The 15,564-nt window shown below is 65.0% G+C and carries 14 protein-coding genes; 8 read left to right on the forward strand and 6 right to left on the reverse strand.

What is annotated here, in order from left to right:
• The first annotated feature begins 37 nt into the window (after positions 1-37).
• Positions 38-430 carry a helix-turn-helix domain-containing protein gene (locus tag AB0O52_RS14675; RefSeq protein ID WP_364538733.1) on the forward strand — a complete coding sequence of 131 codons (393 nt, stop codon included), beginning with the start codon at positions 38-40 and terminating at the stop codon, positions 428-430.
• On the opposite strand, the gene AB0O52_RS14680 is transcribed toward AB0O52_RS14675, so the two are convergent.
• Positions 417-1,130, reverse strand: coding sequence for an ABC transporter ATP-binding protein (locus tag AB0O52_RS14680; protein ID WP_364538735.1), 714 nt, complete (start codon positions 1,128-1,130; stop codon positions 417-419). The genes AB0O52_RS14675 and AB0O52_RS14680 overlap by 14 nt on opposite strands.
• Before the next feature lie 40 nt (positions 1,131-1,170).
• Positions 1,171-2,262, reverse strand: coding sequence for an FtsX-like permease family protein (locus AB0O52_RS14685; protein WP_364538737.1), 1,092 nt, complete (start codon positions 2,260-2,262; stop codon positions 1,171-1,173).
• A 194-nt stretch (positions 2,263-2,456) separates the two neighbouring features.
• On the opposite strand from AB0O52_RS14685, the gene AB0O52_RS14690 reads away from it, so the two are divergent.
• The 7 genes from AB0O52_RS14690 (at position 2,457) to AB0O52_RS14720 (ending at position 11,420) form a co-directional block, all read left to right on the forward strand.
• On the forward strand, positions 2,457-3,800 hold the full coding sequence (locus AB0O52_RS14690) for a sensor histidine kinase (protein ID WP_364538739.1): 1,344 nt from the start codon (positions 2,457-2,459) through the stop codon (positions 3,798-3,800).
• Positions 3,797-4,456 (forward strand): response regulator transcription factor, encoded by a 660-nt coding sequence (locus AB0O52_RS14695; protein ID WP_364538741.1) that lies wholly within the window; start codon positions 3,797-3,799, stop codon positions 4,454-4,456. The genes AB0O52_RS14690 and AB0O52_RS14695 overlap by 4 nt, the downstream gene beginning before the upstream one ends.
• A 94-nt stretch (positions 4,457-4,550) precedes the next feature.
• Entirely contained in the window at positions 4,551-6,539 is a 1,989-nt protein-coding gene (locus tag AB0O52_RS14700; RefSeq protein WP_364538743.1) for a penicillin-binding transpeptidase domain-containing protein, read from the forward strand.
• A 163-nt stretch (positions 6,540-6,702) separates the two neighbouring features.
• On the forward strand, positions 6,703-7,983 hold the full coding sequence (locus tag AB0O52_RS14705; RefSeq protein ID WP_364538745.1) for an FAD-dependent oxidoreductase: 1,281 nt from the start codon (positions 6,703-6,705) through the stop codon (positions 7,981-7,983).
• 122 nt (positions 7,984-8,105) lie between these two features.
• Positions 8,106-9,788, forward strand: a complete 1,683-nt coding sequence (locus tag AB0O52_RS14710) for an ATP-binding cassette domain-containing protein (RefSeq protein ID WP_364538747.1) — start codon at positions 8,106-8,108, stop codon at positions 9,786-9,788.
• Between the two features lie 226 nt (positions 9,789-10,014).
• Positions 10,015-10,230: a hypothetical protein gene (locus AB0O52_RS14715; RefSeq protein ID WP_364538749.1), complete on the forward strand. Its 216-nt coding sequence runs from the start codon at positions 10,015-10,017 to the stop codon at positions 10,228-10,230.
• A complete protein-coding gene (locus AB0O52_RS14720; protein ID WP_364538751.1) occupies positions 10,227-11,420 on the forward strand; it encodes an MFS transporter in 1,194 nt (397 codons plus the stop codon). The genes AB0O52_RS14715 and AB0O52_RS14720 overlap by 4 nt, the downstream gene beginning before the upstream one ends.
• A 145-nt stretch (positions 11,421-11,565) precedes the next feature.
• On the opposite strand, the gene AB0O52_RS14725 is transcribed toward AB0O52_RS14720, so the two are convergent.
• Genes AB0O52_RS14725 through AB0O52_RS14740 form a run of 4 tightly spaced genes read right to left on the reverse strand, consistent with a single transcriptional unit; the run spans position 11,566 to position 15,544 of the window.
• Positions 11,566-11,979, reverse strand: coding sequence for a hypothetical protein (locus AB0O52_RS14725; RefSeq protein ID WP_364538753.1), 414 nt, complete (start codon positions 11,977-11,979; stop codon positions 11,566-11,568).
• A 56-nt stretch (positions 11,980-12,035) separates the two neighbouring features.
• Positions 12,036-13,283 carry an ABC transporter permease gene (locus AB0O52_RS14730; protein ID WP_364538755.1) on the reverse strand — a complete coding sequence of 416 codons (1,248 nt, stop codon included), beginning with the start codon at positions 13,281-13,283 and terminating at the stop codon, positions 12,036-12,038.
• On the reverse strand, positions 13,280-14,008 hold the full coding sequence (locus AB0O52_RS14735) for an ABC transporter ATP-binding protein (protein WP_364538757.1): 729 nt from the start codon (positions 14,006-14,008) through the stop codon (positions 13,280-13,282). The genes AB0O52_RS14730 and AB0O52_RS14735 overlap by 4 nt, the downstream gene beginning before the upstream one ends.
• Before the next feature lie 6 nt (positions 14,009-14,014).
• Positions 14,015-15,544: an HlyD family efflux transporter periplasmic adaptor subunit gene (locus AB0O52_RS14740; RefSeq protein ID WP_364538759.1), complete on the reverse strand. Its 1,530-nt coding sequence runs from the start codon at positions 15,542-15,544 to the stop codon at positions 14,015-14,017.
• Positions 15,545-15,564 lie beyond the last annotated feature (20 nt).

The following is a 15,564-nucleotide window of genomic DNA, read 5'->3' on the forward strand; positions in this document are numbered from 1 at the left end:
ATTGATACTGATAGCTTCAAAGGAACTTAGTTACCGCATGGATACCAAGCAGCTGCCAGCGAACATCCTCGACCCGGATTGCCCGTCGAGGGTCATCTTTCAGCGAATCGGTGACAAGTGGGCCTCGTTGGTGGTCCAGGTCCTCGCAGACGGCCCCATCCGATTCTCGGAGCTTCGCAAGATGGTCCACGTGGTGACGCCAAAGGTGCTCACGCAGACTCTTCGCACCCTGGAGCGCGACGGTCTCATCACCCGGACTGTCCACGCGCAGGTGCCCCCGCGCGTCGACTATGAACTGACCGAGCTTGGAGCTTCCTTGCTCGAGCCGCTGACCCTTTTGCGTCTCTGGGCGGAGGACCACGTGCCCAGCATCCTCAAGGCCCGCGATGCCTATGACGATGCCCAGGACGAGGCGGTCATAGGGGGCTGATCCTTCCGGAGTTGGGCTGTTGCACGCCCACCCCGAGGCGGCCGTCCCGCATGTTGGCGACGGAGTCTGTGAGCGGCAGGAACTCGGTGTCGTGCGTGACCATGACTGTCGCTGTCGCGAATTCGTCCGTGACCCGTCGCAGCAACCGCACGATCGATTCGCTGCGCTCGTGATCCAAAGCTGCCGTCGGCTCGTCGACGAGCAGCACCCGGGGCTGTCCCATGAGCGCCCTCGCGATGTTCACGCGCTGCCGCTGGCCCCCGGAGAGCTGGTGCGGCCGCTTGTTGAGCGAAGGCCCGAGCCCAACGACGTCGAGTAGTTCCGTGGCGCGCTTGCGCGCCTTGGCTGCGGGCTTCCCCCGGAAGTGATCGCCGATGATCAACTGCTCGACGGCCGTCAGTGACGGCAGGAGATTGGGTTGCTGGAAGATGATGCCCACTTTTTCCCGGCGCAGGGAAGTCAGTTCGGTGTCCTTGAGTCCGGCGGCATCCATGCCGTCGATGATGACGAGCCCGGAACTCGGCCGGACCAATGTTGCCGCCACGGCCAGGAGCGAGGACTTCCCTGAGCCGGACGGCCCCACGAGCGAAAAGAATTCGCCGGCGTCCACGCGGAGATCCACGGCGTCCAGGGCCTTGAGGGTGGAGTCACCGTCCGGGTACTCCAGGGTGACGTTGACCAGGTTGAGTACGGGATTCATTGATATTCCTTTCGTGGAATATTAAGTGTGCGGAGATGACCTAGTTGCCGCCGAGGGCGATCAGCGGATCCACTCGGGTGATGCTGCGTACGGCAACCGCTGCACCGCCAATCCCGAGGATCACGATGCCGGCAATCGGGACGAGCGTAGTCAGCGGAGTTACTAGGAACGGGGCAGCCTTGGAAGCGAAGAAGCCGCCCAGCACGCCAAGGCCGCCACCCAGCCCCGCCCCGGCGAGCAAGACGATTCCCGCTTGGACCAGCGCGTCCCGCACGACGTAACCGGACGAGGCACCCATGGCCTTGAGCACTGCAATGTCGCGCGTGCGCTGAACGGTCCAGACGGTCAGGAAGGCCACGATGACAAGGGCCGAGATGCCGTAGAGGAAAGCCTGCATCATCATGAGGGAGCCGTTTTCGCTCTTGTAGGAGCCGAGGGCCTGGAACGAGCCACTCGGGGTGGCGCTGACAGTGCCGGCCGCCGCATTTGCGGCGTCGGGGTCCACTGAGGCGCCGGCTTCGTACGTGATCGTGAGAACCGTTCCGATGGATGCCCCGGCAGGAATATGTGCGAGTTTCTGCCATGTAGCCAGGGAGGTCCAGACGACTCCTGTGTGGGAGTACCACTCATCCTGAGTGACGGCGGAAATCGTCAGGACGGTACCGCCCACGGTCACCCGGCTCCCGGTACGCAGCGAGAGTTCCTTCGCCAAGGACTCTCCGACCACCACCCCGCCTTCCTTGACCGCCACAGGCGAGATGCCGCCGTCGGCCCCGAAGACCGCGACGTTTGCAGTGCCCGAAGCATTATTGGAGGAATCCAAGGACTGGAACCGCGTCTGGCTGATACCCATGGCTTCGGCAGAAGCAACACCCGGCCGGTTCCGCCAAGCCTCGAGCTGTTGCTTGGAGACTTCCGATTCCGTATAAGACGCCTTGGCCTGGCCCCCAGCGGGCGCGCCGAAGGCGATTTGCTGCGCCGGGAGGCTCGCGATGGCCGACGTCGACTGATTGCCGAGGCCCGCGGTAAGCCCGGAGAGCATGACGAGGAGGAGTGTGATGAGGGCGACGACGCTTCCCATGAGGGCGAAGCGGCCTTTGGCGAAGCGGATGTCGCGCAGGGCGAGAAACATGGAATTCCTTTGGTTCGGAGGCGGTCTTCTGGTCCTGTTTCAACTGTCCGGGTAGTCGGCGCGTGAAGCATCGGGAACTGGATGGACTCATCCGATCGCCTTGGTTGACCCGCGGATCAACCGTTTGGTTGATTGGGCCCGGATGGCGCGGAATCGGGGCAAAAGTGTCGGCGGGCGAGGCTACGCTGGAGGGCATGCAAGGAGACGATTCACGGCAAGCCACTGCGCAGCCCAAAGCCACTGCGCAGCCCAAAGAGACCGCGCAGCCCAGTGGCTCCGCCGTGATTTTGCGCGTCTTGCGCGTCAGCTTGCACGTCGGTTTTGCGGTGCTTCTGTTGGTGGCGGTCATCAGGCTTGCGGTCGCGGGACTTTCCCCGTTCGCCACCGGGGCCGGCCTCGGTCTTGCGCTGCTACTGGCTGGTGTCTATCTCGCGGGGACGGTTCTCGAAAAAAGGCACGCCGGCAATCCTGAGCGCTTCGATCCGCGGCCTTACGCGCGCTGGTGGCTCGCCGTCGTCGGTATCCTGTGGCTGTTGCTCATGCTCATCAGTCCGGACTTCGCTTGGATAGCTTTCCCGTTGTTCTTCCTGCAACTGCATATCCTCCCGCGACGTTTCGCCCTGCCCGCCATAGCGGCCAGCACCGCACTCCTGGTCGCGGCCATGTGGTTCCATAACCGTGGTGCCGGGGCGGATGCCTTGCAACTTGCCATGGTCCTCGGGCCTGTTTTCGGCGCCGCCTTCGCGGTTGTCACCGGCCTGGCGTATCGGGCGCTGTACGTCGAGGCGGAGAACCAACGACTCGCCGCTGAGGAATTGCGCCGCACCCGGGCCGAGTTGTCGCGCAGCCAGCACGAAGCCGGTGTGCTGGCCGAGCGCGAAAGACTCGCCCGCGAAATCCACGACACCCTGGCGCAGGGATTCTCAAGCATCGTCCTGATGGGGCGCTCGGCGGAGAAGGCCCTCGACGCCGGTGACAACGCCGCGGCCCGCGACCGCCTCCGGACAGTCCGGGAGACCGCAGCCGGCAACCTGGCGGAGGCCCGCAATTTTGTCCGCGGACTCGGGTCACCGGAGCTGGCCGAGTCCGGGCTGGCAGACACACTCCGGCGCCTGTGCACCAAGACCGAGGCCGAGGCCGCCGCACGCGGGGCCACGTTGCGTTGCCGCTTCGAGCTCCAGGGGGCGCCGGTGGCGCTTCCCAGCCCTTACCAGACCACGTTGTTGCGCGCGGCTCAGTCTTCCCTGGCGAACGTGTGGGCGCACGCCCAGGCGAGCACCGCCGTCGTCACCCTGTCCTTCCTGGACGCCGAAGTGACCATGGACGTGTTCGACGACGGTGCGGGCTTCGATCCCGCAGCGGCCGCTGCTGCGGCAACACGCGGTGACGGAACCGGCGTCGGGCTCAAAAGCCTGCGCGAGCGGCTCGCTGCCCTGAATGGAACGCTCGACGTCGAGTCGGCTCCCGGAGAGGGGACAGTGGTGGCAATCCGGCTGCCGCTGGGTACTGGCAGCCCGGCTTCGGTGGCGTCGCCATGAACAACAACATCAGGGTCTTGCTCGTTGATGACCATCCCGTGGTCCGTGCGGGACTCCGGGCCATGCTTGCCGACTTCGAAGGAGTCCAAGTCGTGGCGGAAGCGGCCGACGGCGGCGCCGCATTGGCCGAACTGTCGAAGCTCCACACCCTCGGCGAACCCGTGGACGTGGTCCTCATGGACTTGCAAATGGGTCCGGGGATGGACGGCGTCACCGCCACCGGCAAGATCAAAGCCGGTGAAGCCGGAACTCCCCCGCCGCCGGTCCTGGTACTGACGACGTACGACAACGACGCCGACATCCTCGCCGCGGTAGAAGCCGGTGCCAGCGGATACATGCTCAAAGACGCGCCACCGGAACAAATCCGGCAGGCCGTCGTATCTGCCGCAGCGGGTCAGACGGCCCTTGCACCCGAGGTCGCCGCGCGGCTCATGGGACGGATCCGGAATCCGGTGCACGCCCTGAGTGCGCGTGAAGTCCAACTCGTAGAGCTCCTCGCCACCGGGATGAGCAACCGTGCGATGGCGAAGCAACTCTTCATTTCCGAGGCCACGGTCAAGACCCATTTGGTGCACATTTACGGCAAGCTAGGTGTCGATAACCGGACGGCGGCCATCGCGGTGGCCACCCAGCGCAGGATCATCCGGAGCCAATAAGTTCGCGCGTCACTGAACGCCGGAACCATCACAAAAGCGCAACGTGCTGTGATTTGTATCATCCATGTCGGCCCAAGAAGGCATAATGGCGCAAATGGGGAGAACCAAGAATCTTGTCCTGGGGCTTGCCGCCCTGCTGATTGCCGGCTCGCTGTCGGCTTGTGATGACGGCCGCTCGGGAGCGGAGGGCGCTGCCAAGCAGCTCGCCTCATCCCTCGCAGCACTCGACGTCGGATCGCTCGCCGTTGACGGCAAGGATGCCGCGGCGGCAAATGAGCAACTCAAGTCGGTATTTGCGGCCCTCGATCCTGCCAAGCCTTCCGTTGAAAGCGGCGCGGTGAAGCTCGACGGCGACAAAGCGTCGGTCCCGCTCAACTTCACGTGGAGGATCGGAACTGCGGAGTGGAAATACACCTCCCAGGCCGCACTGAAGAAATCCGGCGACAAATGGGCCGTCCAATGGAGTCCGGCGCTCCTGGAGCCGGACCTGAAGGACGGCGAAGTCCTGGACAAAACGGTCACTCCTCCGGCCAGGGCAGAAATCCTTGGTGCTGGGGACGCTAAATTGATCAGTTACCGTCCCGTGGTTTACGTCGGCATCGACAAGACCATGATCGGATCCGCGGATCCTGCAGCTTCGGCGGCGAAGCTCGCGCAACTGGTCGGCGTGGACGAAGCCGCGTATGTGAAACAGGTCCAGGCGTCCGGACCACAGGCTTTCGTCAGCGCCATCACCTTGCGTCAGGACGGGCGGACGATCACGGACCAGCAGATTGCTGCGATTCCGGGCGCCCGCGGCATTCCCGATTCCCTGCCTTTGGCACCGACACGCACCTTCGCCCGTGCTGTGTTGGGTACTGTCGCCGAGGCAAGCGCCGAACAGATCCAAAAGGCCGGGGGTTCCCTTAAGGCCGGAGACGTCGTCGGGACCGGCGGCCTAGAGGAACAATACGACAGCCAGCTGCGCGGCCAGGATGGTGTCTCCATCAAGGTCCGGCCGCCAGGCATGACCGACGACCAGATCAAGGCAGCCAAACCGGACCCCCGCCGGGTCCTTTTTTCGGTCGGTACGAAGCCCGGCGATCCGTTGAAGACCACCTTGGATCCGCGTCTGCAGCAGCTCGCCGAAGACACCTTGGCGGGCGTTGGGCCGGCTTCGGCCATTGTGGCGCTCCGCCCCTCCACCGGCGCCGTCCTCGCGGCGGCCTCCGGCCCTGGAAGCAACGGCTACAACACGGCAATGCTGGGCCAGTACGCGCCGGGTTCCACGTTCAAGATCGTTGATTCCCTCGCCTTGATCCGCAATGGAATGACGCCGGATTCCAAGGTTGAATGCACGCCGACCATTACGGTGGACGGCCGCACCTTCAAGAACGCGGAAGGTTATCCGGAGTCCTCGCTCGGCTCTGTTGCATTGCGGGACGCTTTTGCGCATTCGTGTAACACTGCCTTCATCAGTTCCCGGGACAAGGTCAGCCAGGCCCAGCTCGAATCTGCGGCAACTTCATTGGGGTTGGCAGTCCAAGCCCCGAAGCTGGGGGCCGACGCCTTCCTGGGCTCGGTACCGGGAAACGCTGACGGCACCGAGCATGCAGCTTCGATGATCGGCCAAGGCAAGGTGCTGCTTTCCCCGCTCGCCGCGGCCATCATGGCTGCCTCGGTAGCCCACGGCGCGCCCGTGTCGCCCCAACTCGTTCTGAACCCCGGCGTAGTCCCACCCTCCGCGGGTGCCACCCCGACGGCGTCCGGCGCGCCGTCGTCGTCCTCCTCAGCCGCGCCAGCGTCTCCCGCGGCCCCAGCGTCCGACAAGCCGGTTACCCCGGCGGAGGCAGCCGCGCTGGGCGACATGATGAGGGCCGTGGTGACCTCCGGTCACGCCGGTTTCCTCGCGTCGGTGCCGGGGCCGCCCGTTGGCGCCAAGACCGGGACGGCCGAATTCGGAAACGACAACCCGCCCAAGACGCACGCCTGGATCGTTGCAGTGCACGGAGACCTGGCCGTGGCAGTGTTCGTGGAAGACGGCGGGCTCGGCGCGACAACCAGCGGTCCCCTGCTCAAGTCGTTCCTGACCGCGGCCGGCTGACGCCCGCAGTATTTCGGCACGATATGTGAGCGAGCGTCGCCGGAAAGGGCGATATATGTGAGCGAGCGTCGCAGGGGGATGGGCGCCCTCTGGACACCATTTCCCGACGGGGGCACACTTAATTCATCGCTTGTTGAATTAGTTGCATCTCGCGGGAGCGGCCATGGACCAGCCTGATACCACCACATGCGTCATCGTGGGCGGGGGTCCGGCCGGGGTGATGCTCGGACTGCTGCTGGCCAGGGCCGGCGTCGAGGTCACCGTCCTCGAAAAGCATGCCGACTTCCTGCGCGACTTCCGCGGCGACACCGTCCATGCCTCCACCATCCGACTCCTGGATGAACTCGGGCTGGGCGAGGGATTCCGGGCCTTGCCGCAAAGCAAGCTCGGCAATTTCAAACTCCCCGCGCGGGGCAAGGAAGTGACCCTGGTGGACTTCGATCGCCTCAAGCCACCCTACGATTACGTAGCCATGGTGCCGCAGTGGGACCTTTTGAACTTCCTGGTGGACGCCGCACAGCAAGAGCCGCAGTTCACGCTCCGGATGAACACGGAGGCCACAGGCTTGTTGTACGACGACGGCGGGAAGGTCGCCGGGGTGGCGTACCGCACCCGGGACGCGGCGTCGGGAGAGGAAACCGGGACCGGGGAGCTTCGAGCGATGTTGACGGTGGCATGCGACGGCCGTAGTTCGGTGCTCCGGCAGAAGGCAGGACTGGTCCCCCGCGAGTTCCCCGTGCCCTTTGACACGTGGTGGTTCAGGCTCTCCCGGGGCGCGGACGAACAGGGACAATTGGCCTCGATCATGCCCCGCTTCTCCGGCACCGATGTGCTCCTCAGCCTGACCCGCAAGGACTTCTACCAGATCGGCTACATCGCGGAGAAGGGCAAGGACCCGCAGATGCGTTCCGAGGGGGTCGAGAGCTTCCGTGCCCGCGTGGCCCGCATCCGCCCGGATCTGGCGGACCGCGTGGATGAAATCAGATCCATGGACGATCTCCATTTGCTCGATGTGAAGCTCAACCGGATCAAGCCATGGCACAAACCGGGCCTCCTCCTCATCGGAGATGCCGCCCACGCCATGTCTCCCGCAGGCGGTGTCGGAATCAACCTGGCCATCCAGGACGCCGTGGCCGCGGCCCAGCGCATCGCCCGTCCGTTGCTTCAGGGCACCCTTGGCGAGGCGGATCTCGCTTCGGTGCAGAAGAGGCGCTGGTTCCCCACCGTGGTGATCCAGAATGTGCAGCTCCTCATCCAGAAGGCGGTCTTCGGCCCGGCAGTGAAAGGGCAGTTGGTGGGCCCGCCGGCTCCCGTGGTCTTTGTCCTCCGCCACGCTCCCTGGTTCGGAAAACTTCCAGCCCTCATGATCGCCTTCGGGCCGCGGCCGGAGCACGCCCCGGACTTTGCGCGCCGGAAGCCCGCAATGAACCGGAAACCGGTGTGAGCAGGGGTCGCCGCCCGGGACAAGTAAGCAGCCGGGACGCGGTTCTCCGTGCCGCCAGCGAACAGCCCTACCGGAAGGGCGGCGACTAAGGAGTCCCCCGCGGTCCGTGGGAAGATTGGGCAGTGGCCCATATTGACGTTTCAGGCATCGACTACTTCCTCTCCGACGGCACCCAACTGCTCAACGGCGTGACCTTCAAGGTCCCGGACGGCAGCAAAACAGCCCTGATCGGGCCCAACGGAACGGGAAAGACCACCCTGTTCAAGATCATCGCCGGCGATCTCACGCCTGACGAAGGAGTGGTGGGCCGTTCGGGCACCATGGGCATCATGCGGCAGTTCGTCGGGCAGGTCCGCGATGAATCCACCGTGCGCGACCTGCTCGTTTCCGCTGCGCCGCCGGCCCTCGCCGCGGCCGCGAAGGCGGTCGAGGACGCCGAGCTCGCCATGATGGAGCACGACGACGAGCCCACCCAGATGCGGTACGCCCAAGCGATCGTGGACTGGGGAGACGCCGGAGGGTACGACGTCGAGACCGTCTGGGACGAGGTCTGCATGGCCGCTCTCGGCATCCCCTTTGACCGCGCACAGCACCGCCCGGCGTCGAGCCTTTCAGGCGGCGAGCAGAAGCGGCTGGTGCTGGAGGCGCTGTTTTCGGGACCGGACCAGCTGCTGCTCCTCGACGAACCGGACAACTACCTCGATGTTCCGGGCAAGCGTTGGCTCGAAAGCAAGCTCAACGAATCCAAGAAGACGGTCTTCTTCATCAGCCACGACCGCGAGCTGCTCAACAACGCCGCCGGCCGCATTGTGACGCTTGAACCCGGCATCAACGGCGCCGGCGCCTGGGTGCACGGTGGCGGTTTCGGCACCTATGTGGACGCGCGTATCGACCGCAACGCGCGCTTCGAGGAACTCCGCAAGCGCTGGGACGAGGAGCACCTGAAGCTCAAGGAACTCGTCATCATGTACAAGACCAAGGCCGCATTCCGTTCGGACATGGCCAACAAGTACCAGGCCGCCCAGACGCGGCTTGCCAAGTTCCTGGAAGCCGGACCGCCCGAAGCCCTGCCGCTGGAGCAGAACGTGCACATGCGCCTCAAGGGAGGCCGCACGGCCAAACGCGCCGTGGTGGCTGAAAAGCTTGAACTCACGGGCCTCATGAAGCCGTTCTCCACCGAAATCTGGTTCGGCGACCGCGTGGGCGTGCTCGGCTCCAACGGCTCAGGCAAGAGCCACTTCCTGCGGCTCCTAGCCGCCGGCGGCACCGACCCGGAGCGGGAGCACTTGCCCGTTTCCGACGTCGAGATCGCCGAAGTTCCGCACGAAGGCACCGTCAAGCTGGGTGCGAGGATCCGTCCGGGATTCTTCGCGCAGACCCATTCCCGTCCGGACCTCCTGGGCCGGACACTCCTGGACATCCTGCACAGGGGCGACGAACACCGTTCCGGGTTGGGCCGCGAAGCCGCCTCCGGCGCGCTCGACTCCTACGGGCTGGTGGGCTCGGCAGAGCAGAAGTACGAGTCGCTTTCCGGAGGGCAGCAGGCGCGCTTCCAGATCCTGCTCCTCCAGCTGTCCGGCGCCACGCTCCTGCTCCTGGACGAACCCACGGACAACCTGGACCTGCACTCGGGCGAAGCCTTGGAGCGTGCCATCGACGCGTTCGAAGGTACGGTCCTGGCTGTCACGCACGATCGCTGGTTCGCGAAATCCTTCGACCGTTTCCTCGTCTTCGGATCCGACGGCAAAGTCTACGAGTCCGCCGAGCCGGTTTGGGACGAATCCCGGGTAGAGCGGGCGCGCTAGCCCCGGACCCCGGTTCCAAGCCCCGACGCTCGCTCACTTTTGGACGCCTTTTTCGGAACGCTCGCTCACCTTTGGTGCCCTTCTTCGGAACGCTCGCTCACCTCTAGTGAGCGAGCGTCCGCCTGAAACGCCTCAAAAGTGAGCGAGCGTTTGAGCCGTTCGGCACACAGGGCGATTTCTGCGCATAAGTTCCCGCGCCAAGCTCCCATATGATCACAAAGGATGATTGGCACACGACCTCGAGGACGCCGCGATTAAGCGGGCAGGGCTGGAATCGGCCGGCCGGGTGATCGTGGCCTGCACGGGAAGTAAATGGAATGCACAGGCCGTGGCTTTGGTTGCAGCCATGGACGCGGTAGATGTCATTGTGACGGACCGGAAGCCAAGCACTGAAGAACGCACCCTACTTGAAAATCTCTCCGTGGAAGTTGTGACCGTATGACCACCAGCACCCGAACCGCTCCAAACGTCAAAGCCGCAGCAATCGCCACTTTCCTGGTCTTCGGCATGAACGGGCTGGTCTTTGCCAGCTGGGCGGCCCGCATACCCGCCGTCACCCAGACCCTGCACCTGAGGTCCGGACAGATGGGCACCCTCCTGCTGTGCACCGCCGTCGGGTCCCTTGTGGCGCTGCCCTCCGCGGGATGGGTTGTCGGCAGGATCGGAACGGCCAATACCGTCCGCGCAGCCGGACTGCTGGCCGCCTCAGCCGGAGCCGCTGTCGCGTTCTCCTTGATCGCCGGTTCGGTGGCGGCGACCGCAGTGGCCCTGTTTTTCTTCGGCGTCGGGATCGGCTTGTGGGACGTGTCCCAGAACATTGAGGGGGCCGACGTCGAACACCGGCTCGGGCGAACCATCATGCCGCAGTTCCACGCCGCTTTCAGCGGGGGCGCCTTTGCGGGTGCGCTGATTGGTGCGTGGCTTTCCGAGATCGGGGTTGGACTTCCGGAGCACCTTTTGGTGATCGCCGCCGTCGTCGTAGTTCTGACCCTGACCGCGCCGCGTTACTTCATGCCCCACGAAACCACGGGAACAATGCCCGACCGCGGCGCGCCCCCTGCCAAGGGTCCGTCGGCCTGGCGGGACTCCCGCACCCTCTTGATCGGCGTGGTGGTGCTCGGAGCGACCCTCACGGAAGGCGCCGGGAACGACTGGATCGCCAAGGCCTCGGTGGATGGCCTGAATACATCCGAATCGACGGGTGCTCTATTGTTTGCGCTCTTCGTGGCCGCGATGACCCTGATGCGTTTCCTTGGCGGCCGCGCGATCGACAGGTTCGGACGTGTAGGCGTGCTCCGGGTCAGCATGGCCGCCGCAGCAGTGGGCTTGGCTCTCTTCGTTTTCGCCGCCGACCTCATCCTCGCCGGGGTGGGCACGGCCCTTTGGGGTATCGGCGCAGCCTTGGCCTTCCCCATGGGCATGTCCGCTGCTGCCGACGATCCAAGACACGCAGCCGCACGCGTTTCGGTGGTCTCGACAATCGGTTATGTGGCGTTTCTGGCCGGGCCGCCGCTTCTGGGATACCTGGGCGACCACACCGGCATCCGCATGGCCCTGCTTGCCATCGGGGCGCCGATCCTGATTGCCCTGTGGCTGGCAGGTGCCGCGAAACCTTTGGCGAAAAGCAACTGATCCCCACCGCCACCCTCGCCTCGCAAGCTCGGCCAGGGAACCCTGGGCGGCGTGGGCCCCTGCAGTTGTTGTCGTTATGAGGCGTCAAAACGACAACAACTGCGAGTCAGTTGGGCGGTTACGTCGCTGCGGAGCGCTTGGGTGGTTACGGCGCTGAGGTGGCGGGTGCTGAAGGGACAGCGCTCGGCGATGCCCCGTTGGTGGGAGCGCCGCTCTGCCGGTTGCGGCCTTGGCCGCCCTGGCCGTTGAAGTTCTGGAACTGGCCGCGGCCGGGACGTGCCTGGCCCGCATCCATTGCCTTGGTGACGCCGACGCCGGCAAAGAACCCGACGGCAACCAGCAGCACGGCAAGGAGGATCTGCGTCAGGCGACCCATCTTGAAGCGCTTCTTGGGCACGAACGGCTCCGGCGTCTGGGGTTGGCCCCAACCCTGTCCAGTGGGTTCCTGTCCGGTGGCCTGCAGGACCGCGGTCGGCTGTCCGGCGTGGGGCTGTTGGGTGTATGGCTGCTGGGGCTCCGGCGGGTTTACGGGACCGGGCTCCGGTGCTGAATAGGACATTTTTGGATCTCCTGTTGGCTGTTTCTTTTAGTTGCTGGAGGTGGAACTGTGGGCGGTTATTCGTACCGCAGGGCGTCGATCGGCCGTAGCTTCGCCGCCTTGTTGGCCGGATAGATTCCGAAAACCAGGCCGATCGCCGCGGACACCATGAACGACAGCCACACGGTCCACCACTGGACTTCGGGTTGCGTTCCCAGCAGGGGGAAGGCGCTGCCGATGTAGCCCGCGGCAATTCCCAGCACCCCGCCGATCAGCGAAATGATGAGCGATTCGATCAGGAACTGGCTCACGATGCTGCCCCGCGAGGCTCCGATTGCCTTGCGGATGCCGATTTCGCGGGTACGTTCGGTGACGGTGACGAGCATGATGTTCATGACGCCGATTCCGCCCACCAGAAGCGAAATGCCGGCCACGGCACCCAAGAGGATGGTCAGCGTGGCCGTGGTGGTGGTGGCTGTCGTGAGGATCTGCGCCTGGTTGCGCACTTGATAATCGCGGTTGGCGGAGGTGACGTTGTGCCTGGCATCGAGGATCATCTGAACCTCGTTCTGGGCCTGGTTCATCACGTCCGCTGACTTCGCCTGGACAGTGATGGAGGCGAGCGAGGGCGAGTATCCGGTGAACTTGTCCTGGGCCGCACTGTAGGGGATCACCACAATGTCGTCAGGATCGTTGAGGCCCGAGGACCCCTTTTGGGCGAGGACACCGGAGACCACGAAGTTCTGGCCGTTGAGGGCGATCGTCTGCCCCACGGCCGAGGCCACCGAGCTGCCCACCAGGTCCTGCGCAACGGTATTGCCGATCACGGCCACTGCGGTGCCGTTGCTGGCGTCACCGTCGCTGAAGTAGGACCCTGCCGCGAGCGTGTCGTTCGAAATGGAAAAGTACGACGGCGTGGTCCCCACGAACGTTGCGATCGCGTGGGTTGCGTCCTGGTAGGTACCCGTGACGTTCTGTGCCGTGACCACCGGCGCCGTCGCGGCGACGTCGGGTGCCATGACGGGATCCGTCAGCGCGGCCATGTCCTGGAGCGAGAGGTTGGTGCCACGGGACCGCGGACCGGTGACGGCTTGTCCGCCGCCTGCTGCGCGGCCGCCCGCCGTCGTCTGGCGGCTCACGGTCAGCACGTTGGTTCCCAGCTTGCCGATCTGGGCTTTGATGGCGTTCGAGGTTCCGGCGCCCACGGCCAGCAGGACGATGACGGAGGCGATGCCGATCAAGATGCCCAGGGTGGTGAGGATGGAGCGCATCTTGTTGGCCATCACCCCGGTCAGGGCGAAGCGGACGGATTCGGCGATCATCATGCCGGCACCGCCGTCGCTACAGGATGCGCATTAACGGCGCGGATCCTGTGGTCCTCGATGATGTGCCCGTCCTGGAACCGCACAACACGGTTGGCCCGCGCCGCGACGTCCGCCTCGTGGGTGATCATCACGATGGTCCGGCCGTTGGCGTGCAAGGACTCAAAGAGATCCAGGATTTCGTGCGAAGACTTGGTGTCCAAGGCTCCCGTAGGCTCGTCGGCCAACAGCAGCACCGGGTTGGTCACGAGCGCCCGGGCGATGGCAACACGCTGTTGCTGTCCACCGGAGAGCTGTGAAGGCTTGTGGTCGGCCCGTTCCGCCAACCCCACCGAACCGAGCACTTCCAAGGCCCGCTCGCGCCGTTCCTTGCGGTGCACTTTCGCGTAGGCGAGCGGCATGGAGACGTTGTCCACGGCCCGCGTGCGCGGTATGAGGTTGAAGTTCTGGAAGACGAAGCCGATTTTCCGGTTGCGGATCTGCGCGAGCTGGAATTCGTCCAGGGTCCCGGTATCGATGCCGTCCAGGTGATAGGTCCCCTGGGTGGCGCCGTCGAGGCAACCGATGATGTTCATCATGGTGGACTTTCCGGAGCCCGACGCGCCGATGATGGCTACGAAGTCGCCTCGGTCAATGGAGATGCTGACGGAATCAAGTGCCCGTACTTCGGCCTCCCCTTTGCCATAGATTTTGCTCACGGAGTCCAGTTGGATGACAGCGTCGTTCACGGCTGCTTACCCGCCGTTTCCACGTGTGCCACCGTTGCCGCCGGTAACTCCGGCGCCGCCTGTGCCACCGAATCCACCCGTTCCGCCTAATCCGCCCGCCCCGGTTCGACCGGTAGTGCCGGTGGTGTCCAGGGTGGAGGAGATGGCCGGGAGTTCAACCTGATCCCCGGCGCTGAGTCCGGTGAGCACCTGGGTGCGGCCGTTGTCCGTGATCCCGGTGGTGACGGTCACCGCCGTCGTGGTCCCGTTCTTCATCACGTTGACTGTCTGCTTGGTTCCGGTGGTGGTGATGGCCAGCGATGGCACCGCCAAGGCGTTCTTGGCAGTCGCCGTGGTCACGGAGATGTTTGCGCTCTGGCCGAGCCGGAGGTTAGCCGGGGGGTTCTTGATGGAGATCGTCACGGGGTAGCTGACCACGTTGTTGGTGGTTGTGGCGTTCTGGGCGATTGCCGTGATGGTACCGGTGACCGGTGCCGCGGAGGGGTCGGTCTTGAGTGCCGGGAAGGTGAAGGTGGCCGAGTCGCCGGTCTTCATGGCGGCAATATCGGATTCGGCGAAGTTGGCGATGACCTGCAGGTGCGCGGTGTCGCTGATGGTGATCAGCCCTGAGGACGATGTGCTCGCGGCGCTTGCGGAAGTGCTGCTCGAGGAACCGGAAGCTCCGGAAGAGCCGGACCCGGAAGACCCGGAACTGCTTCCGGCGTTGCCTCCGACCACAGCGTTCACGGCGGTGACAGTTCCTGAAACCGGAGCCGCGAGTGAGCAGGACGCGAGGTTCTTGGTTGCGGTGTCGACTGCTATCTGGGCAGACGTGGTGTTGGACGTGGCGCCTCCGCCGCTCTGGGCGGAATTGAGGGCCGTCGCGGCCGAGGCGATCTGCTCTTTGTCCTTGAGGGCCGAGCTGGCTTGTTGGTTGGCTGCCTGGGTCAGTGCTTGGTTGTCCTTCGCCAGCTGGGCCTGTGCCGCGCTGAGCGCGTTCTGCGCGGGCTGGCTGTTGGGCTGGGCACTGGCAGCGGTCTGGGCCGCAGCGACAGTCGCATTGTCATTGTTCACGGCTGTCTGGGCGGCGGCCACGGCGCTGGCTTGCTGGCTCGCGTCCAGGTTGGCCGTTTGCTGGGCGTTGGCCAGGCTCTGGCTCGCCGAAGCTACCTGGTTGTTGGCTGAAGCCTGCTGTTGGTTTGCCTGCGCCGCGGCAGAATCCAGCTGGGCCTGGGCAACCGCCAGGGCGTTCTGGGCGTTCGTCGGATCAATGGTGACCAGCACCTGCCCGGCCGTGACCTGCTGACCGGTCACGGCGGAGACCGTGGCGATCGGCCCGGTGCAGTTCTGGGCGTTGATGACCGTGGTGCTTGCGGGCGAGACGTTTCCGCTCGCCGTGGAGACGGCGGAAAGGTCCACAGCGCTGACCGCGACGGTGCGGGCGGTGGTGTCGGCTGCCGTTTGCGGCACACCGTTCAGTACGAAGAAGGCGCCGGCGGCAATGCCGATGACGGCCACCCCGATGCCGCTGTTGATGAGTTGAGGCTTTGAGAGCATGCCCGAAGACTATGGTCGCT

Origin of the sequence: Arthrobacter sp. NPDC080073, from assembly GCF_040686575.1 — a bacterium.
Taxonomy (GTDB): Bacteria; Actinomycetota; Actinomycetes; order Actinomycetales; family Micrococcaceae; genus Arthrobacter.